This is a genomic window from Carboxylicivirga agarovorans, from assembly GCF_050589845.1.
Lineage (GTDB): Bacteria > Bacteroidota > Bacteroidia > Bacteroidales > Marinilabiliaceae > Carboxylicivirga > Carboxylicivirga agarovorans.
Window position 1 is genome coordinate 43,214 of sequence record NZ_JBNGPA010000001.1, and the last position, 26,599, is coordinate 69,812.

Sequence of the window (26,599 nt, forward strand, 5' to 3'; positions counted from 1 at the left end):
CTTACATATTTGAACTACAACTTCCTAACACTCTCCTTAAAAAGATCACCACGCTGCATATAATTATCAAACAAATCGAAGCTTGCACATGCCGGCGACAACAAAACGACATCATTTTTCTTGCCCATTCGATAAGCCATATTCACCGCATCTTCCATCGATTGCGTTTCTTTAATTACCGACACCTTATTACCAAAAGCATCCAGCAATTTCTGATTATCCGTTCCGAGACATATCAAGGCCTTGACTTTCTTTTCAACCAACGGCATCAGCTCATTATAATCATTTCCCTTATCAACACCTCCAGCTATCCATATAACCGGACTTGACATGCACTCAAGTGCATACCATGATGAATTAACATTAGTGGCTTTTGAATCATTGACAAATTCAATTCCCCTTACCGAGATCACTTTTTCAAGACGATGCGCCACTCCTTTAAAACTCAAAAGGCTTTCGCGAATTAACTTTTTTCTGATGTTTAATACTTTTGCTACAATACCGGCCGCCATAGAATTATATAAATTATGACGCCCTTGCAACGATAAGTCCCGAGAAAATATACTCATAGTTTCATCATTATAGTTAATAATTAATTCGTCAATGGTAGAATAAGCGCCTCGTTTCAGAATATCTGTTTGTGTAAACGGCAATAATTCCGACCTGAAAATGCGCTTGGGTAATTCACTGGCAATTACCTCATCATCCTGACAATAGACAAATACATCCTCTTCGGTTTGATTTTGAACAATTCGAAACTTACTGTCGATGTATTTTTGCATTTTATATTCATACCGATCCAGATGATCGGGTGTAATATTCAATAGCACCGCTATATCTGCCTTGAAGTTATACATGCCATCCAACTGAAAGCTACTCAACTCTATAACAAACCATTCAGGGCATTTCCCATCTGCAATCTGGCGAGCCAGACTCGTACCCACATTACCAGCCATCTCAACATTCACACCTGAATGCTTTAGCAAATAATGAATAAGCATGGTTGTAGTCGTTTTTCCATTGCTACCGGTAATGCAAATGGTTTTAGAATCGGTATAGCGACCTGCAAATTCAATTTCAGATATAACAGGTATATTACGTGTATGTAACTGCTGTATCATTGGTACCGAATCAGGAATGCCCGGACTTTTCACGACTTCATTGGCTGCAAAAATCAGCTCTAAGGTATGTAATCCCTGCTCCCACTTAATACCTGCCTCATCCAGTTCCTTCTGGTAATTTTCTTTAATGACACCACTATCAGAAACAAACACATCCCATCCCTGCTGCTTTGCCAATAAAGCTGCACCGACTCCACTTTCTCCTGCACCTAATACGACCAGTTTTTGCATGATCTCTATCTAACTTTAAGCGTTACAATTGTTAAAACAGCCAGTATGATTCCTATTATCCAGAAACGGGTTACGATTTTCGACTCCGTATACCCTATTTTCTGATAATGGTGATGCAAAGGAGCCATCTTAAACACACGACGACCTTCACCATATTTCTTTTTTGTGTACTTAAACCATGAAACCTGGATCATAACGGACAGATTCTCCACCAGGAAGATTCCACAGAGAATAGGAATCAATAACTCTATGCGCAGTAAAATCGCAAATACAGCTATAATACCTCCAAGTGTGAGACTACCGGTATCACCCATAAACACCTGAGCGGGAAATGAGTTATACCATAGAAATCCTACGGTAGCTCCGATAAAGGCAGCCATAAACACCACCAACTCCTCCGAATGAGGTATATACATGATATTCAAATAGTCTGCATAAATAACATTACTCGACAAATAGGCAAAAATACCCAGTGTAACACCAACAATGGCTGATGTTCCTGTCGCCAGACCATCCAATCCATCTGTTATATTCGCTCCATTTGAAACAGCCGTAATAATAAAAATAACAGCGACGGCAAATATTAACCACCCCCATTTTTTGGCCTGGTCTCCTAAAAACCAAAGTACCGATGAATAATCAAACCTATGATTCTTTAAAAAAGGGATATTGGTAACGGTCGATTTTACTTCACGGGTTACTGCCCGCTCAACTTCCTGGCCATTATCCAACTGTACCTTTACTGTTTCTCCGGGAATTTTTTCCCGAATTACCACATCACCACTCGAAAACAAAGTAATGGCAACAATGAGTCCTATACCAAACTGACCGGCAATTTTAAAACGCCCTGCCAATCCTTCTTTATCTTTTTTGAAGACCTTGATGTAATCATCAATAAAACCAATTGTCCCCAACCAAAGTGTAGAAATGATCATCAGGATAATATATATATTATCCAACCTGGTAAACAATAATACTGGAATCAGAATAGAGGCGATTATAATAACACCACCCATTGTTGGAGTTCCTTTCTTCTGATATTGTCCCTCAAGGCCCAGATCACGAACAACTTCACCAATCTGCTGTCGCTGTAGCATTCTAATAGCCATCTTACCAAAAATAGTTGCCGTTAGCAAAGCCACTATTACCGATAAACCAGCGCGGAAAGTAATATACTGAAACACACCTGCTCCAGGCATATTTATCTTTTCAAAGTATTCAAATAAGTAATACAGCATGATTCAGGTTTTATTCTTCGTTAAATATTTCATTTACAATTTCTCTATCGTCAAAATGATTTCTATGTCCTTTGATTTCCTGGTAGGTTTCATGTCCTTTACCCGCAATAAGAATAATATCACCTGACTGCGCCACCATGCAGGCTGTTCGAATAGCCTCACGTCGATTAACAATCGACAGCACCTTTATGCGTTCTTTAAAACTTACCCCTTCCATCATCTGTGAAATAATCTCTTCAGGATCTTCACTACGTGGGTTATCAGATGTTAAAATAACCTTTGAACTACCACCAACAGCCTCTTTCGCCATCTCCGGACGCTTCATCGGGTCGCGATCACCTCCGGCTCCTACAACTGTTATTAGCTGTTGCTTCGGCTGACGAACCTGATTAATGGTTTCAATTACATTCTTTAATGCATCAGGTGTATGAGCATAATCAACAATCGCAGTCTTTCCTGAGTTAGACCGTATGGTTTCAAAACGTCCATCAACAGGCTTTAACTGACTCAATGCCACCTGCACCTCTTCTTTTTCAAAGCCAAGCAAACAGGCAGCACCATATACAGTCAATAAGTTTTGAGCATTAAAATCCCCCACAAACCGCGTCCATATTTCCTGACTGTCAATTTCAAGCTGCATTCCCTCAAACATACTCTCTACGATCCGCCCCTTAAAGTCTCCCATTCCCCTTAAGGAATAATTGTACTTTTCAGCCCTGGTATTCTGAAGCATTACAGCACCATTCTTATCATCAGCGTTTGTCAACGCAAAAGCCTCCTTATTTAAGTGATCAAAGAAAGATTTCTTAGCTTCAATATATGCTTTAAAAGTAAGGTGATAATCCAGGTGATCATGGGTGATATTTGTAAACAAAGCGCCGGCAAAATTCAAGCCTGCCACCCTTTTTTGGACCAAAGCATGGGAACTCACTTCCATAAAACAATACTCGCAGCCGGCATCCACCATTTCAGACATTGTTTTGTTAAGCGTCACCGCATCCGGGGTGGTGTGCGTTGCATCAACTTTTGCACTTCCAATATAATTGGCCACTGTCGAAAACAAACCTGCTTTGCACCCCATATTCATAACCAGGTGGTACAATAGGGTTGCAGTCGTTGTTTTACCATTGGTACCGGTAACCCCTACCAGCTTTAACTGTTCTGATGGATTATCATAAAATGCAGATGCCATCTGACCTAATGCATAAGAACTATCTTCAACCTTAATAACAGTTGTTTCTTCTGAATATTCAGAAGGTACATCTTCACACACAATGCATTTACAGCCATTATCCATTACCTGGGAAATGAACTGATGCCCATCAACCTTTGGCCCACGCATGGCCACAAACACTGTTCCCTCCCCTGCCTTACGGGAGTCAAACACGATCTCTTTCACATCACAATCAAGAAAGTTGAATTGCTCAACAGCTGTAACATCATTAATTATTTCAGATAACTTCTTCATCTACTAGCCCATTTTCAAATAAATCGTTGAACCTTTTCTATAATTTTGCCCTGCTGTCATTGACTGCTGTTTAACCCTGCCTACACCACTTAAAACAACCTTCAAACCCATATTTTCCAATATGGCAACAGCATCTTTAGCTCCCATACCCTTGACATTAGGAACAATACCCACAGGAAAACTTTTACTTCTTAAACTAATATCGTGCTCCCGTGCAGAAGTTGAGATCCATTCCGATTCAACCTCCTGCCCCTGGACCATCACCCCTACATCGGTGAGAACCTTCACCAGTTCATCTTTTTTTCCACCTTTTGAATAAGGCTGATGTTCTGCGAGCAGCACTTCATGCTCCGTTTCAACATCGGAATGATTATAGCTTTGCGCATAAACGCGGTCTGATATTTCCTTAAAAACCGATCCGGCTACCACATTGGCATAATACACATTATTAGATGGTGCATTTACTACCACTATACACGAATAGAGCGGACGGTCAGCAGGAAAGTATCCCACAAAGGAAGCTTGATGCTTTTTATCTTTGTATGATGTTTTTTCATTAGATATTTGAGCTGTTCCGGTTTTACCTGCTATCTGATAACGTTTACTTTTAATATTTCTAGCAGTACCTGCCTCAACTACACCGACCAACATTTTATGAACCTTTTCTATTGTTTCTAAAGAACATATGGATGGATTAATTACAGTTGGTTTCATTTCCAAAATAGTCTCACCATGATGTTGAATTTCTTCCACAAACATTGGCTTGACCATTTTTCCATTATTGGCCACAGCATTATAAAATGTCAATACCTGCAAAGGGGTTTGTTGAATTTCATAACCGATAGACATCCATGGCAAGGTTGTACCCCACCAATCTTTTTCTCCTGGGTATTTCATTACCGGTCGCCCCTCACCTTTAATTTCAATCCCTAACGACTCCTTCAGGTTCATGGAATAAAGGCGATCAACATAACGACGCGGATTATCACGGTAATTATCGAAGATTATTTTTGAAATACCCACATTGGATGATTTTTCAAACACCTCTTTCACCGAAAGCGTTCCATATCCTCCATGATGACTATCTGTCATAATGCGATCATAAAAACGACATCTTCCATTTCCGGTCTCAATACTATCTCCCAGTTGCACAACACCATCTTCAAGCGCTACAATCATCGAAGCCAGTTTAAAAGTCGAACCTGGTTCCGTTGCTTCACCAATGGCATAATTATATTTTTCAGAATAATGCCCCGTTGTCGTCTGTCCCAAATTAGCAATGGCACGAATCTTTCCTGTTGCCACCTCCATTAGAACAGCACAACCATGATCTGCCTGATGCTTTTGCAACTGCTGCAAAAGAGCACTTTCCGCAACATCCTGCAAACCAATATCAATGGTCGTAACAATATCATGCCCATCTACAGGCTCAATTTGTTCTTCCACAACCCAGTTTCCGCTTACACGGGTTCTTGTACTGACACCGGCCACACCTTTTAAACTTGTATTGTAAGCCATCTCAAGCCCAAAACGTCCACCCAGATCTTTCTCGGCATACAAACTTCCGACCGTTCGCGATGCCAATTCTCCAAATGGCAACTTACGGTTCTCATATTTTTTAGGAATAAAACCACCCTTATTGGCGCCTAATCGGAAAATAGGAAATTCCTTAACCTTTTTTAGCTCTGTAAATGAAATTCGGCGCGGGTGAACACGATAGTAGCGCTTACCTTCGGCGCGCGCTCTTTTCAAACCTGATTTAAAAGAGGCCTTAGAGCGATCGCCGTAAAACCGGGAAAGCAACAAGGACAAACTGTCAATATTGGCATTAAACACCTCATCTGTTAATCCATGCGCCAGCATATCCATGTATATTCGGTAAGTTGGAACTGAACAGGCTAGTTTCCGGTAGTCTGAGGCCAGTATATCACCCCGGTTGGCATCGATAACGATATCTTTATTATTATGCTCCTCAACAACCTCTTCCCACTTGTTTCCCTCAACAACTCGCAGATACAATGCCTTACCCAATATCACCACTGCCAAAACAGCAATACCAATATACAAAAGGCCAAAGCGCAATATGATACTCCTTTTAATCTGCATTTACTTATTCACTTTTAATCGCCTCGGTGGCTCGGTTAACTCCTCCAGGTTAAGATCTTTAGATTTTATTTTTTTCAGCACTTCACTCTGCTTACTCATAAACATCAGTTCAGATGAAGTGGTAATAGCTTCGTAACGTAAGGACTTTAATTCCTTATTTAATACTGCAACTTCACGCATCTGTTCTTCCATACGGTAATGGTTACCTATGTACAGAAAAGCAAAAAATGCCAAAAACAACGCGAAGGGCAACTGATTGGCAATTAGGGAACGTGTAAACAAACGACCATTAATAACATCTTTCAAAGAGATGTTTTTCAGTTCATCAACATCTTCTTTCGAAAGTATAAACTCTGGTATTTTATTCATTTTCCATTTCATACTCTTTCTGCTATTCTCAGTTTAGCACTTCTCGCCCTGTTATTGCGCTCTATTTCCTCATCATTTGGAATGATTATTTTCCTGTTTACAGCTTTGAATGGAACATCAGACTGTCCGAATATATCTTTGTCGGGCTGATTTTTATCGCAATCACCCGAGCGAATAAAATTCTTAACCAGCCGATCCTCCAGGCTATGATAAGATATAATAGATAATCGCCCGCCAGGCTTGATAGCATTTGTACTTTGCATCAACACTGACTTCAATACATCCATTTCCATATTAACCTCAATTCTAAGCGCCTGAAACACCTGTGCCAGAAACTTAGACTGCTCTTTCTTTGGCCCTATTTTTTCAGCAAGCACCTTTAGGTCAGTTGTTGTTTCAAATGGTTTGCCCGCACGCTGCTTAATGATCTCAGATGCTAACTTATAAGACGACTTGATCTCTCCATACTGCCAGAAGATACGCTTTAGATCATCCAACTCATATGTATTGACCAAATCCGCGGCGGTCATCTTTAAGCCCTGCCCCATGCGCATATCAAGCTTTCCTTCAAAACGAAAAGAAAATCCTCGCTCAGCTGCGTCAAAATGATGAGATGAAACACCGAGATCTCCCAATATTCCATCAACCGCATCAATATTCAGATAACGAAGAAAGTGAGATAAGTATTGAAAATTATGACGCACAAACAGCAAGCGTTCGTCATCCGGCCGATTCTTATACGCATCTTCATCCTGATCAAAAACAACCAATTTCCCATACTCACCCAAACGACTTAAGATCTCACGGGAATGACCACCTCCTCCAAAAGTTAAATCCACATATACACCATCAGGTTTAATATTTAAACCATCGATTGATTCATTTAGTAAAACTGGTATGTGATACCCCTGTTCCATATTCCTTAATTTTCTTCTTCGCCAAAGTTACCACCAAGCAACTCTTCTGCCAACTCTCCTATCTCCTCACTTTCCAAACCATCATCCTCAAACTGTTGCTTACTCCACAGTTCAATATTACGTCCTACACCCAACAGAACAACTTCTCCGCTTACTGAAATCATCTCCATTAAGCGCTTCGGAATTAAAAAACGACCATTGCCATCTAAAGTCACCTCAGCGGTCGAACGATACAAAGCCCTTTTTAAACGTTGATCTTTTTGTCGGAAGCCACTTAACTTTTTATCAATTACCTGAACTTCCTTCTGCCATTCATTGTGGGGTATTAAATCAAGACAGTTATCAAAGAGATTTTTACGTACCACAAAGACAGACTGACTGTCTTCACTCATCACTTTTTTAAAGAGTGAAGGCAATACAACACGCCCTTTTGCATCGGGCTTACAAATGAAATCGCCTATAAATGTGGTCATTACTAAATACGTATTTACTTTGGTAAAGGTATAAAACTTTAAAACCACTTCCAACCACTTTACACCACTTTATGACACCTGTTGATAAATTTTTAATAGCCAAACACTCCCATTACAACCTAAGTCACGTCCTAAGGGTCAAACAGAGTTATTTCAGCATAGCATAAAGCCAGAAAATTTAGTTAATTCCCGCATCTTTCATAAATATTTCCTAAAATTGACCTCAATATTGAATGAATACATGGAACAAGGAAAATTAGAAGACAAATTTATAGATATTGATAAGGTTTTTCATGACAAAAACCCAAAACTCAAGCGTTTTATTCCTAAATTTTTAATCAATTACCTAAAAAGAATTACGCATCAGGAAGAAATAAATGAGTTTATAGCCAATAAGAAAACCATTTACGGCATTGAATATGCCGAAGCCATTGTTGCCAACTTCGGATCCAGATACGAGATCAAGGGTGAGGAAAACATCCCAAAGGATGGACGGTTTGTTTTCGTCGCCAATCACCCCCTTGGTGGTATGGACGGGATGGTTTTTGTAGCTGCCGTAGGAAGATACTTTCAAAACCTTAAATTTCCAGTCAATGACATATTGATGAACCTGACCAACCTGCGTGATATTTTTTTACCGATCAACAAACACGGAGGCCATAGCAGAACAGCTGCCAGGGCTATTGAAGATGCCTATGCCAGTAACTCTCAAATACTCATGTTTCCGGCCGGACTTGTTTCACGCAAAGGGAAGAACGACATCATAAAAGACCTGGAATGGAAACCAAGTTTTATAAAAAAAGCCATAGCCCACAACAGAGACATAATTCCGGTTCATATTTCAGGACGAAACAGTAAGCGTTTTTACAACCTGGCCAACTGGCGTAAAAAACTGGGCATTAAGGCAAATATTGAAATGCTCTACCTCGTTGATGAACTTTATTTACAGCGCAACAAAACAATAACTATTACTTTTGGGAAACCAATTAAAATAAGTGACGTAAAAAATACCATGAAGGCTAAAGACTGGGCACAAAAAATAAAGGATGAAGTCTACGCCTTATCAAAAAAAAATTAAATTTGTAGCCTACTGATTAGAAATTCACCGAATGAGAGTAAAAGAAATCATACCTCCTGTACCAAGGGAAGAATTAGAGGCCGAGCTGACTCAGGAGACCTTCGTAAGAAACACCAATAAAGGCGATAATAAAATCTACGACTTCACCGCACAACAAGCCCCGGCTTTAATGCGTGAGGTTGGTCGACTCAGGGAAATTACTTTCCGCCTTGCCGGTGGAGGAACTGGTAAAGAAACTGACATTGACGACTATGATACCGCCGAAGTACCTTACCGTCAATTGATTGTTTGGGACCCTCAATCAAAAGAAATCCTGGGAGGATATCGTTATTTACTTGGAAGTGATATTCCTGTTGACCAGTTGGGTAATGTAAAATTAGCCACATCGCGACTATTTCAGTTTTCTGATAAGTTTGTCAAAGAATATTTACCATATATGATAGAACTGGGACGTTCATTTGTCCAGCCCACCTATCAATCATCAAAGGCAGGAACAAAAAGCCTGTTTGCCCTTGACAATCTATGGGACGGACTAGGCTCACTGATAGTCAGCCATCCTGAAATGAAATATTTCTTTGGTAAAGTGACAATGTATACACACTTTAACCGTTACGCCAGGGATCTTATCTTAGGCTTTATGCAGAAATACTTCAATGATCCTGACAGATTACTTTACCCTCATAAACCTGTGGAAATCGATTTAACTGAGCAGGATTTAAAAGAAATATTCTGTGGTGAAAACTACCAGGAGGATTATAAGATACTTACACGTCGTGTTCGTGAGTTTGGTGAAAACATTCCCCCACTCATTAATGCGTACATGAATTTATCACCTTCAATGAGAACTTTCGGAACAGCGATCAACGACCGCTTTGGTGATGTTGAAGAGACAGGCATCATCCTCACGATCAACGAACTGTATAAGCAAAAAATCAACCGCCACGTTGATACATTCAATCCGAATGAACCACACGATTAAGAGATAATGAATAAGTTATTCATATAAAGAAGAGTTGCAACTAAACAATTGCAACTCTTCTTTTTTATAGTGTTATAAGTTTTGAACCTATGACAAACAGTTACGACCTAGTAGTAATTGGCAGTGGACCTGCCGGATTCTCATCGGCCATCAGAGCATTGGACTATGGCTTAAATGTATGCATAATTGAAGGAAAGCACCTTGGAGGCGCAGGCATTATGAATGGGGCCCTGACCTCAAAGACAATGTATGAGCTTTCAATGGATTATGCCATTGCAGCACGCATAGACAGGGGATACAGAGTTGGCTCACTAAGCGTCAACTTTGAAAAGGTTAAAAAAACTGTTATTCAGGCAGCAAAGGAAAAGCAATATCAAATGCTGAGCCAGATAGAAACATTCTCTCCCGCTCAGAATAAAAAGGGATCGTTAACAATAGAATATGGTTGGGCCAGCTTCAAAGATTACGATCACATTGAAGTAAAAGGTCAAGACGAAACCAAACTCATCAAAGGAAAAAACTTTGTAATTGCCACAGGTTCTCGTCCGCGCCTGTACGATGGAATCCAGATTGATGGTGAAAGAATAATTACATCAGATGGCATATTAAACCTTAAAGAATTTCCTGAACGTATGCTTATTATTGGCTCAGGAATCATAGGCTGTGAGTTTGCGACCATTTTCTCAAACTTCGGGCAAACAGAAGTACATTTGCTGGACCGTTCACACCGCGTATTACCATATGAAGATAACGACGTAAGTAGTTTCGTATCCCGCAACCTCGAAAACAACGGGGTTAATATTCACCATACAGCCACACTGCGCCACATAAAAAAGCACCCTGAACACCTTGAGGTCGTTCTTGACTATCAGGATGGGCACAGCAAAGTAATTGAAGTTGATGTAGCACTTGTTGCCATTGGCAGGGTCCCTAATACGGAAGGCTTAAACCTTGAGAAAATAAGTATTGAATTACACAAAAACGGTACCATACCAATCAAAGACGATTGCTTATTGCGCGATGGTAAAGGCAATTGCCATGTATATGCTGCCGGCGATGTGACCGGACACAGTCAATTATATAGCGTTGCAGAATTCCAGGGGCGATTAGCTGCTGAAAAAATTGGCGACATCCCTCAATACCCGCTCGACTACTCACACATGAGCACATTAATGTTCTTTAAACCCGAGGTAGCAGCAGTAGGTGCCAACGAAAAAATGCTTCAACAAAAGAAAATACCATACAAGGCAGCCTACTATTCCAATAAACTAGTTAACAGAGCAATTGCCATGCGCAACACAAACGGTTTTGTAAAAATACTGGTAAGTAATGATGACGAACAACGAATACTTGGAATGCGGGCTGCAGGACCTCAGGCCTCAGCATTCATTGTGTCAGTAGCACACCTGATCAACCAGGGCAATAGCTTACATGAGGTTCTTAAAATATTCTATCCACATCCAAGTATTCCTGAAGGCATACAGGAATGCCTCAGAACACTTAGTGGCAAATCCGTGTATAAGCCGGAAGCTTTCCCCGATTTAATAAACATCAGGGAGTGGACACCAGGCAATGACAATGAAGCCTGACTTTAAATTTCCGCAACTATCAAAAACAGAACAACAAAGCAAAACTTATCACCAACAACAGGCCTTACAAATCACCTCACTTACGATTTAGAATAAATATAAATTAGCTTCCAGACATGGTTTTTGATCAAAATCATGCGCTTTATCATGTTGTATTTTTAACTCTAGTAATATATTTGTGTATATTTTAACATTATTAATTGACTAGTGTTAATTTACACAATGGAAATCTGGGTATATAAACATATTTTTGACAAGTTCGAACGAATAGAAGTAACTGACTTCTAAACATTACTATTGGCGCTCCCCAAAAGCCAATACTGTTTGCATACCCCCTTACCTCTTATCAACAACGTTCATTGAACGTCTTATTTTGCAAAAGTCCAAAAAAATATAGTTATGGAAGCTAAAAAACTACAACTTGACAATTCATTAAATGAATTAGAAAAAGGTAAAACCTTAATTCCTGGTGGCGTTCTTGGTATTCGCCGTCCTTACAATTTTGTTGAAGGTGAATTCCCTGTTTATTTCGATGAGGGAAAAGGTGGTCGCGTAACAGACATTGATGGTAATGAATACATTGATTACCTATGTGCCTATGGCCCTATGATTTTAGGTAATCGCGAAAAAGAGGTTGACGACGCTGTTATTGAACAGATCCAGAATAAGGGTTTCTGTTTCTCTTTAACACAGAAATACCAAAACATGCTTGCTGAAAAAATGAATGAGCTGATCCCATGTGCCGAGATGAGTTTATTTGTTTGTACCGGTTCCGATGCCACTTCTACAGCCATCCGTTTAGCGCGATCATATACTAAGCGCACCAAAGTAATGCGATGCGGTTATCATGGCTGGCACGACTGGTGTGTTGAAGTTAAAGGTGGTGTGCCTGAAAAGCTTTACGAAGACGTGTTTGAGTTCAGGTACAACAACCTGGAATCACTTGAGAACCTATTAAAAGAACATGGTGATGACACGGCGGCTGTTATTATAACCCCGCTTGGACACCCATTGGCAGCACCAATTACCGAACCCAAAGAAGGATTCTTAGAGGGTGTTAAGGCACTTTGTGAAAAGTATGGTGTTGTTTTGATTTTTGATGAGATACGTACCGGTTTCCGTGCCAGCATTGGAGGTGCTCAGAAACTTTATAAAGTAACCCCTGACCTTGCTGTTTTCGGTAAAGCCATGGCTAACGGCTATCCTATTGGTGCAGTAACAGGTAAAGCAGAAATTATGAAAGAAGGTGAATCAAATGTATTTATCTCATCAACTTTCTTCCCGAACAGCCTTAGTTACGTAGCTGCTTTAAAAACAATTGAAATTCTTGAGCGCGATAAAGTTCTGGATAAGATCTGGGAAAAAGGTGAAGACTTTAATGCCAGGATTGCAGCTCTGCTTGAAAAATACCCTGTTGGTGCCCGTATCAGTGGCATAGCGCCAATGATGTTCATCACCTTTGACAAAAACGAAGATGGTTCATACAAAGCAATGCGTAAAGATTTTTATACGCAGTTAATTCGTCGCAAGGTCTTTTTACAACCTTATCACCATGGTTATATCTGCCACCGACACAGTCAGGAAGACTTGGATTACACGGTCAATGCAATAGAAGAAGCTTTACAGTACCTAACTGAAAAATACTAATTATGGGCGATTCAAAATTAAATAAAGGTATTGGCGAGTTATTTATGTCACCCAATGCCGATGATATGAGAGGCTTTTTCCGTGAGAAGAAAAAGCAAATGAAAAACAAATTAACAACTGTTTCTGATGCAGTTGACACATATATTAATGACAACGACTACCTGGCCATCGGTGGCTTTGGCGGAGTTCGGATTCCAACTGCCCTGATCCATGAGATCATTCGCAAAGAGAAGAAGAACCTGGGATTTGCCGGTCATGTTTCAACTCATGACTGTCAGTTGTTAAGTGCCGGTAAATCTTTTAATCGTTGTGATGCTGCTTACATCGTTGGTTTGGAAGCAAGAGGCTTATCTAAAAACTCACGCCGCATGTTCGAATCCGGTAATGTAAAGGTTACTGAATGGTCAAACGGAGCATTATCATGGCGCTTTAAGGCGGCAGCTATGGGCTTACCTTACTTACCATCACGTGTAATGCTTGGTACAGACACATTTAAGCATTCAGCAGCAATGGAAGTAGAATGTCCGTTTACCAATCAGAAACTGGCTGCATTACCAGCCCTTTATCCTGATGTAGCAATTATTCATGTGCACCGTGCCGATATATATGGCAATTGTCAGATTGATGGCATCCTGGTTGCTGATGATGACATTGCCAAGGCCTCAAAACGCGTTATCATTACAACTGAGAAAATCATCTCAAACGAAGAAATTAGAAGAGAGCCTTCAAAAACAGTTATTCCTTACTGGTGCGTTGATGCAGTTATTGAAATGCCTTATGGCTCTTATCCGGGCAACATGCCAGGCGAATACTTCTCTGACGAAGAACATTTAAGAGACTGGTTGGTAGCTGAAAAAGACGAAATGCAACTGGAAGAGTTTATCGGTCACCACATTCTTTCATCTAAAGATTTTTATGAATACCTGGAGAAAAACGGTGGTATGAATAAGATGAGAAAATTAATGCAAGCCGAACATTTGTACTAACCTTTTAAAAGTCGATTAAATGGAAACTACATATAATCCAATGGAATTAATGATAACCATTGCAGCCCGTAACCTTGAAGATGGTGCAATGGTAGTGGTAGGTACTGGTGTTCCGGTTGCGGCGGCCATGCTGGCACAAATGACTGATTCACCGAACCTGACCATTATGTTTGAGGCCGGAGGTATTGCCCCGCTTCTACCTACAATGCCAATTTCTGTTGGCGACTCGCGTACAACACACAAAGGACTAAAAGCCACATCAATGGCTGAAATAATGGAACTTTGCCAGGCAGGCGTAGTTGATTATTGCTTTTTAGGTGGTGCGCAAATTGATAAATATGGCAACCTTAACTCCACTTTAATTGGAGATAGTTACGATAAACCCAAAACCCGATTCCCGGGTAGTGGTGGCGCCAATGACCTCGCTTCACTTTGCTGGAGAACCATGGTTGTTACTCCACAAAACCCAAAACGCTTCGCAAACAAAGTCGACTTCATCACTACCCCGGGATTCCTTGAAGGCGGAACTTCACGTGTTGATGCTGGTTTACCGGCCAATACCGGCCCATACAAAGTAATTACTGATATAGGGGTATATGGATATCACCCTGAATCTAAAGCGATGATGCTTTTATCACTTCACCCGGGTAAAACCATTGAAGACGTAAAAGCCAACGCAGAATTTGATATTATTATTCCTGATAATTACGAAATAACAATTGAACCAAGCGAGACTGAATTAAAAATTCTACGTGAAAAGGTTGACCCTGCCGGTGTTATAATCGGTCGATAACATTCCCTTCTTCATCAATTAAACCTTAACAACTATCTACAACTAAAAAATTAAAGAGATGAAAAAAATGATAATAACATGTGCAGTTTGTGGAGCTGAAACCACTCGCGAGCACAACCCAAATTTACCGCTTACCCCTCTTGAAATAGCCGATGCGACCTATGACGCATACAAGGCAGGTGCCTCAATCGTGCACTTGCATGTACGCGATGAAAATGGCGGTCCTACGCAGGACCCGGAAGTTTTCAAAGAAGCTATTCGTTTGATCCGTGAGCGTTGTGATATTGTCATTGAAATTACAACCGGTGGAGCTGTAGGTATGACCGACGATGAGCGTGTTGCTGTTATTAAAGAGCTTCAGCCTGAAATGGCGTCATTGGACTGTGGCACCGTTAATTTTGGCGATGAGTACATTGTCAACACCCTGCCAACAATGCGTCGTTTTGCAAAGGAAATGAATAAATACAATGTTCGTCCTACCCTTGAGTGTTTTGATATTTCACACGTTGCAGCTGCAGACATCCTAATAAAAGAAGGTCTGTTAAAGCCTCCTTATCACTATGGTTTCGTAATGAATGTGCCGGCGGCAATTCCTTATGACATTGAGTTACTTAACCTGTTGGTAAGCCGTATTCCTAAAGGTGCCTTCTGGACTGTGATGGGAGTTGGCCGTGCATGTGTACCTGCTCACTATGGAGCTTATGCCATAGGTAACGGTTTTATCCGCGTAGGGTTTGAAGATAATGTTTACTTCGAAAAAGGGGTGTTAGCCGACAGCAATGCTCAACTGGTAGAGCGTACAGCTAAATTATCACGTGATGCAGGTTATGAAATTGCTACACCTGCGGATGTCAGAGAAATGTTAGAACTCAAAGGAATTTAAGAAAGCTGACAGCTGTTGGCTTACAGTCAACAGCTCTTTTCTTATCAATAAACGAATTAAGCTACTAGCTATAAAGGAATGAAGACAGGTAATAAATACGGAACACACCGTGTAATTGAGCCACATGGTGTTTTACCTCAACCAGCTACAAAGGTTGATAACAATATGAGTCAATTATTCAATAACGAGATTTTAATCGATGTTGATGTACTAAATATTGACTCGGCCAGCTTTACACAAATCAAAGAGCAGGCTCAGGGCGATACGAATGAGATCAAAAACATCATCCTTGACATTGTTGCCAAACAAGGAAAGATGAAAAATCCGGTTACAGGCTCAGGGGGTATGTTAATTGGTTCCATCGAAAGGATTGGTGAGGCACTTAAGGGTAAAATTGACCTTGAAGAAGGCGATCGCATTGCCACATTGGTTTCACTTTCATTAACTCCTCTGCACATTGAGGAAATAATTGATATTAAACCAGAAATTGACCAGGTAAAAATTAAAGGTAAAGCCATTTTATTTGAAAGTGGCATTTACGCCAAGCTGCCAAATGATCTGTCAGAAACTCTTTCTTTGGCCGTATTAGATGTATGTGGCGCTCCTGCTCAAACTGAACGATTGGTAAAGAAAGGTGATACAGTGGTAGTTCTTGGCGCAGGTGGTAAATCAGGCATTCTTTGTTGTGCTGTTGCCAAAGAGATGGTTGGTGAAAACGGTATGGTGATAGGCGCTGATTACAGCGATGAAAACATAGAGCGATTGAAACAGGTCGGTGTTTGCCATGAAGCAATTAAACTGAACGCTACAGACGCTCTTCAATGCTACGATACCATTAATGACTTAAGCAAAGGTCAAATGGCTGATGTTGTTATTAACAACGTTAACATTCCAAATACAGAAATGGGAACCATCCTGATGTGCAAAGACCGCGGTACCGTTTATTTCTTTAGCATGGCTACTTCATTTACAAAAGCGGCATTGGGAGCGGAAGGCGTAGGAAAAGACGTGGATATGCTGATCGGTAACGGGTATGCGATCGGACATGCGGATATGGCCATAGACATCCTAAGAAAGAACGACAAGATCAGAAAACTATATGAAGAGTTATACACATAAGCTGTGCACTTTTCATCATACACCAATCATTAAAAAAAAATAAAAGATCTACATAATGAAACGACAATTTTCAAACGTTGACTATAAGAGCATCCCATTGTTCAAGGATGTGAGTGAGGAGGATTGGAACAACTGGAAGTGGCAAATGCGTAATGCTATCCGCGACGTTCCAAGTCTTGAAAAGGTATTGCCGTTAAGCGATGAAGAGCAAGAACACCTGGCAAAGACTTTGAAGAAGTTCAAGATGGCTATTACGCCTTATTATGCAGCCCTAATGAGTAAAGAAGACCGCGACTGCCCAGTTCGTAAACTGGCTGTTCCGGTACTCAATGAATTACATATTGCCGAGTCTGACCTTAGCGACCCTTTACACGAAGATGTGGATTCTCCTGTTCCGGGATTAACTCACCGTTATCCGGACAGAGCTCTTTTATTGGTTACTCACGAATGTTCGATGTACTGTCGCCACTGTACCCGTCGTCGTATTGTTGGTGAAACGGATGAAGATATGGCTAAAGGCCATCTGGAAAAGGCATTTGAATACATTGCTAAAACACCTGAAATCCGCGACATTGTAATTTCTGGTGGTGATCCTTTGATTCTTAGTGATAGCCGTATCGATTATATTTTAACAGAGCTTCGTAAAATTGAGCATGTTGAAGTGATTCGCATTGGTAGCCGCATGCCGGTTGTATTACCTCAACGTATTACCGATGACTTGTGCAATATCATCAAAAAGCACCACCCTGTTTATGTGAACACTCACTTCAACCATCCAAAAGAGATAACTGAAGAAGCTCGTCAGGCATGTGAAAAGCTGGCTAACTCGGGTGTTCAAATGGGTAACCAATCAGTATTGCTGAAAGGTGTTAATGACTGCTCAAACATTATGAAAGCTTTGATGCATGATCTGTTGCGCATCCGCGTGAAACCTTATTACATCTACCAGTGCGATTTATCAGAAGGTATATCACACTTTAGAACAACCATATCAAAAGGTATTGAGATAATTGAAAACCTACGTGGTCATACTTCAGGTATGGCAGTACCTACCTTTGTGGTTGATGCTCCGGGTGGTGGTGGTAAAATACCCGTAATGCCTGATTACCTTATCTCTCAAACAGAGAAGAGAGTGGTATTGCGTAATTACGAAGGCATGATCACCAGTTATACTCAACCATCTGACTACCAGGGCCACCAAAAAGATGACTGTGAATTCTGCAGCAATGATGCTCTTGTAGCAAAAGATGGAGTAGCCAAGTTACTTAATGAAGGTGGAACGATCCGCCCCCAGGCTTTGCGTCGCGAAACGCGAACCAACGGGAACGGAAAACACTAATGTCTCTTAAACAATCCATATACAACTAAGGCCATAGGCCGGCCCTGAAAAGCCGGTCTATGGTAACTTTAACAATGACAGCAAACGCAGCAACATATCGTTTTATTAACACCACTACCTTTGTAATGGGCAATCGTAAAAATGCCGGCAAAACAACCTTTATGAACTGGGCTTTAAACCAGATCAGAAAAGTTGAATCTCCTGCATTTGCGAGCATTGGTATCGATGGTGAAAACAATGATATGATTGACGGCAGAGTAAAACCACAGATCAAAGCCCTTAAAGGTGATGCTATTGTTACAAGTACGAATATGCTTTCTAAAAGTAACGGCTTGTTTACCATTGAAAAAGCATTTCCTATTCATACCCGGTTAGGGCAAATTGTTATTGCCAGAACGATCAGGGATGGTAATATTGAACTGGTCGGACCCGAATACAATGAACAATTAACCCAGGTTGTGAACCATCTAATTAAAGAACTGGGTTACAAATCAATTATCATTGATGGTGCTGCCAGCCGGATAACCCCGGTTAACAGCATTCCCGATGCAGGTTTCTATTACCTGGTTAACATAGACCATCGCAACCTAAAAAAAACAATAGAACAGATGCAGTTACTGTCTCTGTGCTCAAGGTTTGAAACACCTGATGCTGACACTGATCATTTCAAGATAGACGGAGCTTTGACCGCATCAAAACTAAACAGCATCACAAGCGACTACAGCACCCTATTAATTAATGACTTAACATCCGTTTTTATTAATTATACCCAACTTCAAAAACTAATGCAACATGTTGACATAAGGGTAAAAAACAAGCTGAATCTAAAAGGTTTTGTTGTCGTTTTGAAAGACATAGAACAATCAGAGTTTGATCGTTTGATCACCAACAAAAGCATTGACGCCGAAATAATATATAACCCGTATGTGCATTAATAAAGTCATAGAATTCACTGATTTTTTGAGCTTTTACAAAAGGTATAAGCCCTTAACGCCATATGGAACGACTGAGAAAGACAGCAAGCCGTTTTTTGTAAGTACCAAAGATATTGATCGAATCCACAATATAACAGAGCAATTATCCGAATTTATAAAGCTTGATGAAAATAAGGTTTTAAAAATTGAGCATCATTTAAGTCGCATTGATCGCTTAAACACTCTTGATAAATCTGATCTTGATACAGTAGACCTCCAGCTCATCAAAAAGTTTCTGATCCACTTTAAAGCTGTTGACAAACTACTATCCTCGTCCATCAAAAAAGTAATCGATCTTGAATTCAACTTGCAAGACCTGTGGGAGGCTCTTGTAATTAATAATGATCATGATGAATCATTTTACCTTTCATCGGCTTACAGTAAAGAACTAAAAGAACTTCGAGATCAAATTAATTTAGCTGATCAACAACTCAATACCATCCGCCAGGATGCTCTTATGACGATCAAAAAGAAGTATCAGATCGATTTTAAAGGGCGTGAGTTCGTTTTGCTTGATAAAAAGCAGCTGGTTGAAATGGATGTCAATGAACTTATCCATGAATTTTACGACTCAACACTGGTTAAAATAAAACCAGCCTTTGGCAAGCAGTATCTCGACAAACTTGTTGAGAAAGAACAACTACTCATTAAAGAAGCTAAAGCTGAGAAACAAGTATTGACAGACCTATCCCATGAAGTTAAAAAGGCCAAAAACAAAATAATCGCTGCTGTTGAAGCTGTAAAAAATCTGGATGTACACTTGGCCAAGGCACGGCTGGCAATTGATCTGAAACTTCAGAAACCAGGCATCAAGGCAAAGAATATATCTGTTACAAATGGTCGCTATTACCCTCTTTGGGAAAAACACACAAACAAAGGATTAGGCTATACCCCATTAACAGTTTCATTCGCAAGTAATGCCATTTTATTGTCCGGCTCCAATATGGGTGGAAAAACAGTTTTATTTAAGACCCTGGCATTTTTGCAATTACTAACTCAAATGGGCTTTTATGTTCCTGCTGAGCATTATAACACGAGCTTATTTGAGCACATCCATATATTGGGAAATGAACTAAGTGACAGCGTTGAAGGTCTTAGTTCATTTGGGCAGGAAATCTATCAACTTACCCAGGCGCTTGATCATTCACAACAACGACTGGTTATTGTGGATGAATTAGCCAAAACAACCAACGCTACCGAAGCCAAAGCGATCTTATATGCAGTATTAAAATACGTGCAAAACAGTGAACAGATAACCGGCTTCTTTTCAACGCATTTTATTAATGTACCTGAAATCAGTGGTGTTTCAAAATACCGGATGAAGGGACTTGACAAGAAGGCATATGCGGCCCACTGTAGCCAACAGTCAGATGACCTGAATGAAAAGATCGGTCTTATCAACACTTTTATGCAGTACGAAATAACAGAGGATACAGACGTAATCAAATCTAACGATGCTCTGACCATTGCCGGAATGCTTGGATTAAATGAAGAGATATTAACGAATGCTAACAACTACCTGGAAAGAAATTAAAGACAAAATAACATGACAGAATCAAAACTAAATCTGGATAAACAAAAAATCAGCAGAGCGCGCGAGCTGTCAAAAGACATTGCACGCCCTGTTAATGATTATATAGAGTTGCACACTACTGTTGCCATTGAACGAGCCACACTTCGCATGCTCGGAGCTGACGGTGTTACTGCTGATGATGTGCCAGTACCCAATGCCATAGTCAATGCATTAGGTGATAAAATTCAATATGGTGCGTCACTATACTATGTCAATGCAATGGTTCGCAAAGGCCTGACTGCCGAGCAATTGAACGATGAAATTGCGAAGGGGCTCGACATCTCGACAATTGAGCTGACTGATAAAAAGGCGATTGAAGAAAAAGCCGGCGAATTGGTAGCCGCATTCTCACATCGTGTAAAAGGTAATGTAGCTTACCGCACATCTAAAGTAGCAGAATACAAAGAGAAGGAAAACTCACCCCTGCTCTATCTGATCGTTGCCACCGGTAATATTTACGAAGATGTAAAACAGGCACAGGCAGCCGCACGACAGGGTGCTGATATCATCGCTGTTATCCGTACGACCGGGCAGAGCCTGCTCGATTTTGTACCATATGGTGCCACAACTGAAGGATTTGGTGGAACCTATGCCACCCAGGAAAACTTCAAAATTATGCGTAAGGCATTGGATGAAGTTGGTAATGAAACCGGCAAGTACATCCGTCTTGTCAACTACTGTTCTGGTTTGTGTATGCCCGAAATAGCTGCTATGGGTGCATTGGAACGACTGGATATGATGTTAAATGATTCGATGTACGGTGTTCTTTTCCGCGACATTAACATGTACCGCACCTTTGTTGACCAGAAATTTTCACGCATGATCAACGCCTTCGCAGAGATCGTAATAAATTCGGGCGAAGATAATTACCTGACTACTTCTGATGCCTATGAAAAAGCCTTTACCGTAACTGCATCTCAGTTTATCAATGAGCAATTTGCATATGACTCCGGCCTACCTGCCAGGCTAATGGGCTTAGGTCATGCCTTTGAGATGAACCCTGAGATCGAGAACGGCTTCTTATATGAAATGGCACAAGCACAAATGGCACGTGAGATATTCCCTGAAGCTCCATTGAAATACATGCCTCCGACAAAATACATGACCGGAGATGTATTTAAAGGTTACATCATGAATGCAATGTTTAATTTCATTGCCAAATCAACCAATCAGGGTATTTTACTTCTTGGCATGCTAACAGAAGCTATTCATACACCTTTTATGCAAGATCGCTTCCTGGCTGTTGAGAACGCCCGGTATATTCTTAATAACACAAAAGATTTTGCCAACGACATTGAATTCAAGAAAGGTGGTATTATGCAAACCCGTGCTCAAAGTGTGTTAGATGAAACCATTGAGTTCCTTGAGCAGATCAATGAAAAAGGTTTATTCGATTCCATAGAGCAAAAAATGTTTGCCGAAGTAAGTCGCCCTAAACATGGCGGTAAAGGCTTTGATGGCGTTTATGAGAAAGCAGCCGATTACTTCAACCCTGTTTACAGTTATTTGGAAGTTGAACTAGGATTAAAAAAGTAAAGTGATGGAAAATATGATACGCCCATATGGCGATACAATGAATGATGGTGCAGTACAGCTGTCATTTACTCTTCCGGTAGCACATTCAGCCAAGGCTGACGAAGCTGCCAAGCAATATGCACATAAATTAGGTTTCCAGGAAGTGGAAGTTGTTCACTCTAATCCTCTTTCTGAGAACTTCTCGTTTTTTGTTGTTTATGGTAAGTCGCAACTACAACTTGATTATGATAAAATTGAAGTGGAAGCTGTAGAGAAGTCTATGGACTTTTACGAAGTAAACAATTACATTAAAGAACACATTAAGCGAAAAGTTGTGGTTGTTGGTGCATGTACCGGTACTGATGCACATACTGTGGGAATTGATGCCATTATGAACATGAAAGGCTTTGACCAGCACTACGGCCTGGAGCGCTATCCAATGATGGAAGCCCATAACCTGGGTGCACAGATCCCTAATGAGGAATTGATCAAAAAAGCCGTTGAATTAAACGCTGATGCCATACTTGTATCCCAGGTAGTAACTCAAAAGGAAGTGCATATTCAGAATATGACAGACCTGATTGAGCTATTAGAGGCAGAAGGCTTGCGATCCAAATTAATTGTTTGCGCAGGTGGTCCTCGCATTAGCAATAAACTGGCGCTCGAATTAGGGTATGATGTTGGTTTTGGGCGTGGCACCTACCCTGAAAATGTAGGTTCGTTTATTGTTGAAAAAATGGTTGAAAGACAAAATTCATAATAAAGTACACTGTGCCCGGCGCTGGCGCCGATTTACAGACTGTGCTTTTCAATATATTAGATGGCACGGATGACAAATCCTCGCCAGCTATGAATGAAACAAAGTAATCAAACTTCGGAATCCGGACTTCGGACTCTGAACTAAAATATTAATCATGAAAGAAATTTATATTGTTGATGCTGCCCGAACTGCAGTTGGAAATTTTGGCGGAACCTTATCAACTATATCTCCGGCTCAAATGGGTTCAACCGTCGTTAAGTCATTATTGGAGCGCAACAACCTAAATGGCTCAGAGGTTGATGAGGTATTAATGGGTAGTGTGTTACAAGCCGGCCATGGCCAGAATGTAGCGCGTCAGATAGCCATGGGAGCAGGTATTCCAAAGGAAAAAACAGCCATGACCCTTAACATGGTTTGTGGTTCAGGTTTACGCACAGTTGCAGCTGCTGCTCAGGCCATTAAAGCTGGCGATGCCGAATTAATTATAGCTGGTGGTGCTGAAAACATGTCACAGGCTCCATATATTTTACCTAAGGCTCGTACCGGATATCGCATGGGCGATGGTACACTGGTTGATACAATGGTATACGATGGCCTGACTGATATTTTCAATAACTATCACATGGGTATTACCGCTGAAAACCTGGCTGATAAATACAACCTGACTCGCGAAGAGCAGGATGCTTTTGCGGCAGAATCACAAAATAAAGCGGAAAAAGCTATCAATGAAGGTCGTTTCGAAGATGAGATCGTGCCTGTTGAGATACCGCAACGCAAAAAAGACCCGATCATTTTCAAGCAAGATGAATTTGTACGCTTTGGCGTAACAGCCGATTCGCTGGCTAAGCTTCGACCTGCCTTTAAAAAAGATGGAACGGTTACTGCAGCCAATGCTTCGGGTATTAATGATGGTGCTGCTGCTGTTATTGTTGCCAGCAAAGAGGCTGTTGAAAAATACGGATTAAAGCCTATGGCTAAAATTGTGTCATATGCATGGCATGGCACCGAGCCATCTATTATGGGAATTGGCCCTGTTGAGGCTGTTCGTAAAACATTGAATAAAGCAGGCTGGAAGAAAGAAGAATTGGAACTTATTGAGGCCAATGAAGCATTTGCAGCTCAATCATTATCTGTAATGAAAGAGTTGGAACTTAACCCTGATATTACCAATGTTAATGGAGGAGCCATAGCCATCGGCCACCCTATTGGTGCCAGCGGAACACGCATCTTAACCACACTGGTTCACGAAATGAAGAAACGTGAAGTTAGCAAAGGCCTGGCTACCTTGTGTATTGGAGGTGGTATGGGTATTGCCATGTGTATTGAAAGAGTTTAATGGATGTATACGTACCTGTTCATATCAATGAACAAACACACAGTTTGAACCCTTGTTATTTTAGAAGTTTATTGTCCTATTTATAAACTTTAACCTTTAGTCTATTTGAAGGGCTCGCCAATATCAGGCGGGCTCTTTTATTTTTATAAATGATCAATGCTGATGTATTTAGCATTTTAATAGTTCAACTCCTCATCTTATTAACTTTTCAACAGGTTAAAAGGTTAACGGCTAAATAAAAGGAACAGTTAATCAATTCGACAAATAGACTAACAAGCAATTTCACAAGGGATGAAACAAGTACTATCGGGTATTCGCGCGTTTAGTTATTAAGAACTCCCATTCTGCGGTGAACGAGCAAGGCATTCTCCCTCATCTCAATCGTTAATAAAAATTAAACATGATAATGGTTGTTGTATGCCGAAAGGTGTATTGGTTATTTTGCGGGTCGGCAAACAAGTAAAAGTAAATCAAAAATGAAACAACTATTTAGCGGAGCAGTTATGCTCCTGATCTGTTGTGCCTGTATGCAGGCGCAAAACATGAAACGTGTAAAAAAAGTGGTTGAAGAGCTTAGCTCACCAGCTTATTATGGAAGGGGATACACCAATAAAGGTGATAGCCTGGCTGCAGATTACATTGCGCATCAACTCAAAAAGACAGGCGTAAAACCAATAGGCAGTTCGTACTTCCAGCGATTTAACATGAGTATTAATAATTACATTGGTAATCCATCACTGGAAATTGGTCAACGGCAATTGGTCAATGGAATGGACTGGGTGGCCTACCCTACTTCTCCTACCATTCAGGGAAGCTTCCCCCTAATTTGGATAACCAACGACATGCTGACAAACAAAAGTCAACTTAAAAGTTTGCTGGCTGAAGATCTGAAGAACAGCTTCATTTGCTTTGATTCAACTGTTATTAACAACGCTGAACTGTATTATTTTGCACGCAATCTTTTTACCACCTTACCATTCATGGTCAGAGGAGTCATTGACCGCGTTGAAACACCCAAATATTCGGCACGCCGTTATGTAAATGAATACGGGACCATCCGTGTAAAAAAGGATTTTGTCACACCTGATGATAAGTTCATTGACATTGATCTGGTAAGTGATTTTAATACAGACTATCAAACACAGAATGTCAGTGGTCTAATAAAAGGAAAAACTGACACCTGCATAGCCCTGATAGGGCACTATGACCATATGGGTATGTTTGGTGAAGCCATGTATGGCGGAGCTAATGACAATGCAAGTGGCGTGGGGATGATGCTTGAGCTGGCAGATTATTTCATGAAAAAACAACCCCATTACAGCATCCAGTTTATCTTCTTCGCCGCCGAAGAAGCCAGTTTCTATGGCTCTGAATATTACGTGGCCAATCCGGTGTATCCGTTAGACAAAACAAAGCTGGTTATTAACTTTGATATGGTGGCAACGGGGACCCAATGGACAGAATTGATCCATGCTAATCTTTATCCGGATATTAAAAGGCAGTTGATGACTATTAATAACTCAAAGAGCTATATTGATCATCTGAAACCAACCGGCTATGAAGACACGTCTGATCATTATCATTTTCATGATGCAGGTATTCGGGCTCTTTTCTTCTGGACAGCCGGAGGCAACGACAATTACCACGAACCATCTGACACTGCCGACAAGCTAGAATATCCGGTGTTTGAGGGAATATACCAGCTGGTTATTGACTTTATTGAAGAGTACCATTGATCTGTAATCACCGCCATGTCCCGTTAACTCATCTGATGACTAACAAAGTTCATCTTTAGTCATCGGATGAACCAGCATTCGATTTTACGATTCTAATATGAAGTTCGTTCGATGTTCGTTCAATGTTCGTTCAATGTTCGTTCAATGTTCGTTCAATGTTCGTTCGATTATAATTGAATAAACATTGAAGATAATATGAGCAATTAATGGTTTAATTATGAAGCCATATACAAGTTAATCAATTAATGCTTCCTCCCTTATCCTTGATGAATTTTCCCGTCGTGATGAAAGAACCTGGTGTAATTACTGAACCTGGCGATCGCTTATCCCGGCTCAGAGGGGAGACAGACCATCGTTAGTTGTGAATTG

General features: G+C 40.6%; 22 protein-coding genes. 15 read left to right on the forward strand and 7 right to left on the reverse strand.

Translation table 11 applies throughout. The features are described 5' to 3' along the window. Nucleotides 1–14 precede the first annotated feature (14 nt). Genes murD through ACRD69_RS00225 form a run of 7 tightly spaced genes read right to left on the reverse strand, consistent with a single transcriptional unit; the run spans nt 15 to nt 7,923 of the window. Nucleotides 15–1,352, reverse strand: a complete 1,338-nt coding sequence (murD, locus tag ACRD69_RS00195; RefSeq protein WP_430813033.1) for a UDP-N-acetylmuramoyl-L-alanine--D-glutamate ligase — start codon at nt 1,350–1,352, stop codon at nt 15–17. Between the two features lie 5 nt (nt 1,353–1,357). Next, nucleotides 1,358–2,590, reverse strand: coding sequence for a phospho-N-acetylmuramoyl-pentapeptide-transferase (gene mraY, locus ACRD69_RS00200; RefSeq protein ID WP_430813034.1), 1,233 nt, complete (start codon nt 2,588–2,590; stop codon nt 1,358–1,360). A gap of 10 nt (nt 2,591–2,600) precedes the next feature. Beyond that, complete coding sequence (locus ACRD69_RS00205) at nt 2,601–4,058, reverse strand: UDP-N-acetylmuramoyl-L-alanyl-D-glutamate--2,6-diaminopimelate ligase (RefSeq protein ID WP_430813035.1); 1,458 nt, start codon at nt 4,056–4,058, stop codon at nt 2,601–2,603. A 3-nt stretch (nt 4,059–4,061) separates the two neighbouring features. Further along, nucleotides 4,062–6,164 carry a penicillin-binding protein gene (locus ACRD69_RS00210; RefSeq protein WP_430813036.1) on the reverse strand — a complete coding sequence of 701 codons (2,103 nt, stop codon included), beginning with the start codon at nt 6,162–6,164 and terminating at the stop codon, nt 4,062–4,064. Further along, nucleotides 6,165–6,545, reverse strand: a complete 381-nt coding sequence (locus tag ACRD69_RS00215; RefSeq protein WP_430813037.1) for an FtsL-like putative cell division protein — start codon at nt 6,543–6,545, stop codon at nt 6,165–6,167. Further along, on the reverse strand, nt 6,542–7,450 hold the full coding sequence (gene rsmH / locus ACRD69_RS00220) for a 16S rRNA (cytosine(1402)-N(4))-methyltransferase RsmH (protein ID WP_430813038.1): 909 nt from the start codon (nt 7,448–7,450) through the stop codon (nt 6,542–6,544). Before rsmH ends, ACRD69_RS00215 begins: the two co-directional genes overlap by 4 nt. 5 nt (nt 7,451–7,455) lie before the next feature. Next, nucleotides 7,456–7,923 (reverse strand): division/cell wall cluster transcriptional repressor MraZ, encoded by a 468-nt coding sequence (locus ACRD69_RS00225; RefSeq protein WP_430813039.1) that lies wholly within the window; start codon nt 7,921–7,923, stop codon nt 7,456–7,458. A gap of 241 nt (nt 7,924–8,164) precedes the next feature. Between ACRD69_RS00225 and glsA the strand changes: the two genes are divergently transcribed. From glsA to ACRD69_RS00300, 15 genes are all read left to right on the forward strand, one after another. Then, nucleotides 8,165–9,001: a lyso-glycine lipid O-acyltransferase GlsA gene (gene glsA, locus ACRD69_RS00230; protein ID WP_430813040.1), complete on the forward strand. Its 837-nt coding sequence runs from the start codon at nt 8,165–8,167 to the stop codon at nt 8,999–9,001. A 31-nt stretch (nt 9,002–9,032) separates the two neighbouring features. After that, complete coding sequence (gene glsB / locus ACRD69_RS00235; protein ID WP_430813041.1) at nt 9,033–9,980, forward strand: glycine N(alpha)-acyltransferase GlsB; 948 nt, start codon at nt 9,033–9,035, stop codon at nt 9,978–9,980. A gap of 89 nt (nt 9,981–10,069) precedes the next feature. After that, entirely contained in the window at nt 10,070–11,569 is a 1,500-nt protein-coding gene (locus ACRD69_RS00240; protein ID WP_430813042.1) for a dihydrolipoyl dehydrogenase family protein, read from the forward strand. 399 nt (nt 11,570–11,968) lie between these two features. Further along, complete coding sequence (locus tag ACRD69_RS00245; RefSeq protein ID WP_430813043.1) at nt 11,969–13,216, forward strand: aspartate aminotransferase family protein; 1,248 nt, start codon at nt 11,969–11,971, stop codon at nt 13,214–13,216. A 2-nt stretch (nt 13,217–13,218) separates the two neighbouring features. Then, complete coding sequence (locus tag ACRD69_RS00250; protein WP_430813044.1) at nt 13,219–14,202, forward strand: CoA transferase subunit A; 984 nt, start codon at nt 13,219–13,221, stop codon at nt 14,200–14,202. 19 nt (nt 14,203–14,221) lie between these two features. Continuing rightward, nucleotides 14,222–14,995, forward strand: a complete 774-nt coding sequence (locus tag ACRD69_RS00255; protein WP_430813045.1) for a CoA-transferase subunit beta — start codon at nt 14,222–14,224, stop codon at nt 14,993–14,995. A gap of 58 nt (nt 14,996–15,053) precedes the next feature. Next, complete coding sequence (gene kce, locus ACRD69_RS00260; protein WP_430813046.1) at nt 15,054–15,878, forward strand: 3-keto-5-aminohexanoate cleavage enzyme; 825 nt, start codon at nt 15,054–15,056, stop codon at nt 15,876–15,878. Nucleotides 15,879–15,956: 78 nt separating this feature from the next. Beyond that, nucleotides 15,957–16,997, forward strand: coding sequence for an L-erythro-3,5-diaminohexanoate dehydrogenase (gene kdd, locus ACRD69_RS00265; protein WP_430813047.1), 1,041 nt, complete (start codon nt 15,957–15,959; stop codon nt 16,995–16,997). A gap of 55 nt (nt 16,998–17,052) precedes the next feature. Beyond that, nucleotides 17,053–18,336, forward strand: coding sequence for a lysine 2,3-aminomutase (kamA, locus tag ACRD69_RS00270; protein WP_430813048.1), 1,284 nt, complete (start codon nt 17,053–17,055; stop codon nt 18,334–18,336). Nucleotides 18,337–18,395: 59 nt separating this feature from the next. Beyond that, on the forward strand, nt 18,396–19,271 hold the full coding sequence (locus ACRD69_RS00275) for a hypothetical protein (RefSeq protein WP_430813049.1): 876 nt from the start codon (nt 18,396–18,398) through the stop codon (nt 19,269–19,271). Beyond that, complete coding sequence (gene kamC / locus ACRD69_RS00280; RefSeq protein WP_430813050.1) at nt 19,261–20,844, forward strand: lysine 5,6-aminomutase reactivase ATPase KamC; 1,584 nt, start codon at nt 19,261–19,263, stop codon at nt 20,842–20,844. The genes ACRD69_RS00275 and kamC overlap by 11 nt, the downstream gene beginning before the upstream one ends. 12 nt (nt 20,845–20,856) lie before the next feature. After that, entirely contained in the window at nt 20,857–22,419 is a 1,563-nt protein-coding gene (gene kamD, locus ACRD69_RS00285; RefSeq protein ID WP_430813051.1) for a lysine 5,6-aminomutase subunit alpha, read from the forward strand. Between the two features lie 4 nt (nt 22,420–22,423). After that, complete coding sequence (gene kamE / locus ACRD69_RS00290; RefSeq protein ID WP_430813052.1) at nt 22,424–23,158, forward strand: lysine 5,6-aminomutase subunit beta; 735 nt, start codon at nt 22,424–22,426, stop codon at nt 23,156–23,158. A gap of 154 nt (nt 23,159–23,312) precedes the next feature. Beyond that, complete coding sequence (locus ACRD69_RS00295) at nt 23,313–24,494, forward strand: acetyl-CoA C-acetyltransferase (RefSeq protein ID WP_430813053.1); 1,182 nt, start codon at nt 23,313–23,315, stop codon at nt 24,492–24,494. Between the two features lie 476 nt (nt 24,495–24,970). After that, a complete protein-coding gene (locus ACRD69_RS00300) occupies nt 24,971–26,230 on the forward strand; it encodes a M28 family metallopeptidase (protein WP_430813054.1) in 1,260 nt (419 codons plus the stop codon). Nucleotides 26,231–26,599: the final 369 nt, after the last annotated feature.

Excerpts from the sequence above, each read along its gene's own strand:
- glsB (WP_430813041.1), top strand. The coding sequence starts at position 9,033 with ATGAGAGTAAAAGAAATCATACCTCCTGTACCAAGGGAAGAATTAGAG.
- kamE (WP_430813052.1), top strand. The coding sequence starts at position 22,424 with ATGGAAAATATGATACGCCCATATGGCGATACAATGAATGATGGTGCA.
- ACRD69_RS00205 (WP_430813035.1), bottom strand. The coding sequence starts at position 4,058 with ATGAAGAAGTTATCTGAAATAATTAATGATGTTACAGCTGTTGAGCAA.
- ACRD69_RS00240 (WP_430813042.1), top strand. The coding sequence starts at position 10,070 with ATGACAAACAGTTACGACCTAGTAGTAATTGGCAGTGGACCTGCCGGA.
- glsA (WP_430813040.1), top strand. The coding sequence starts at position 8,165 with ATGGAACAAGGAAAATTAGAAGACAAATTTATAGATATTGATAAGGTT.
- mraY (WP_430813034.1), bottom strand. The coding sequence starts at position 2,590 with ATGCTGTATTACTTATTTGAATACTTTGAAAAGATAAATATGCCTGGA.
- ACRD69_RS00245 (WP_430813043.1), top strand. The coding sequence starts at position 11,969 with ATGGAAGCTAAAAAACTACAACTTGACAATTCATTAAATGAATTAGAA.
- ACRD69_RS00295 (WP_430813053.1), top strand. The coding sequence starts at position 23,313 with ATGAAAGAAATTTATATTGTTGATGCTGCCCGAACTGCAGTTGGAAAT.
- kdd (WP_430813047.1), top strand. The coding sequence starts at position 15,957 with ATGAAGACAGGTAATAAATACGGAACACACCGTGTAATTGAGCCACAT.
- ACRD69_RS00210 (WP_430813036.1), bottom strand. The coding sequence starts at position 6,164 with ATGCAGATTAAAAGGAGTATCATATTGCGCTTTGGCCTTTTGTATATT.
- kce (WP_430813046.1), top strand. The coding sequence starts at position 15,054 with ATGAAAAAAATGATAATAACATGTGCAGTTTGTGGAGCTGAAACCACT.
- ACRD69_RS00275 (WP_430813049.1), top strand. The coding sequence starts at position 18,396 with ATGGTAACTTTAACAATGACAGCAAACGCAGCAACATATCGTTTTATT.
- ACRD69_RS00215 (WP_430813037.1), bottom strand. The coding sequence starts at position 6,545 with ATGAAATGGAAAATGAATAAAATACCAGAGTTTATACTTTCGAAAGAA.
- ACRD69_RS00225 (WP_430813039.1), bottom strand. The coding sequence starts at position 7,923 with ATGACCACATTTATAGGCGATTTCATTTGTAAGCCCGATGCAAAAGGG.
- ACRD69_RS00255 (WP_430813045.1), top strand. The coding sequence starts at position 14,222 with ATGGAAACTACATATAATCCAATGGAATTAATGATAACCATTGCAGCC.
- kamA (WP_430813048.1), top strand. The coding sequence starts at position 17,053 with ATGAAACGACAATTTTCAAACGTTGACTATAAGAGCATCCCATTGTTC.
- ACRD69_RS00300 (WP_430813054.1), top strand. The coding sequence starts at position 24,971 with ATGAAACAACTATTTAGCGGAGCAGTTATGCTCCTGATCTGTTGTGCC.
- kamC (WP_430813050.1), top strand. The coding sequence starts at position 19,261 with ATGTGCATTAATAAAGTCATAGAATTCACTGATTTTTTGAGCTTTTAC.
- murD (WP_430813033.1), bottom strand. The coding sequence starts at position 1,352 with ATGCAAAAACTGGTCGTATTAGGTGCAGGAGAAAGTGGAGTCGGTGCA.
- kamD (WP_430813051.1), top strand. The coding sequence starts at position 20,857 with ATGACAGAATCAAAACTAAATCTGGATAAACAAAAAATCAGCAGAGCG.
- ACRD69_RS00250 (WP_430813044.1), top strand. The coding sequence starts at position 13,219 with ATGGGCGATTCAAAATTAAATAAAGGTATTGGCGAGTTATTTATGTCA.
- rsmH (WP_430813038.1), bottom strand. The coding sequence starts at position 7,450 with ATGGAACAGGGGTATCACATACCAGTTTTACTAAATGAATCAATCGAT.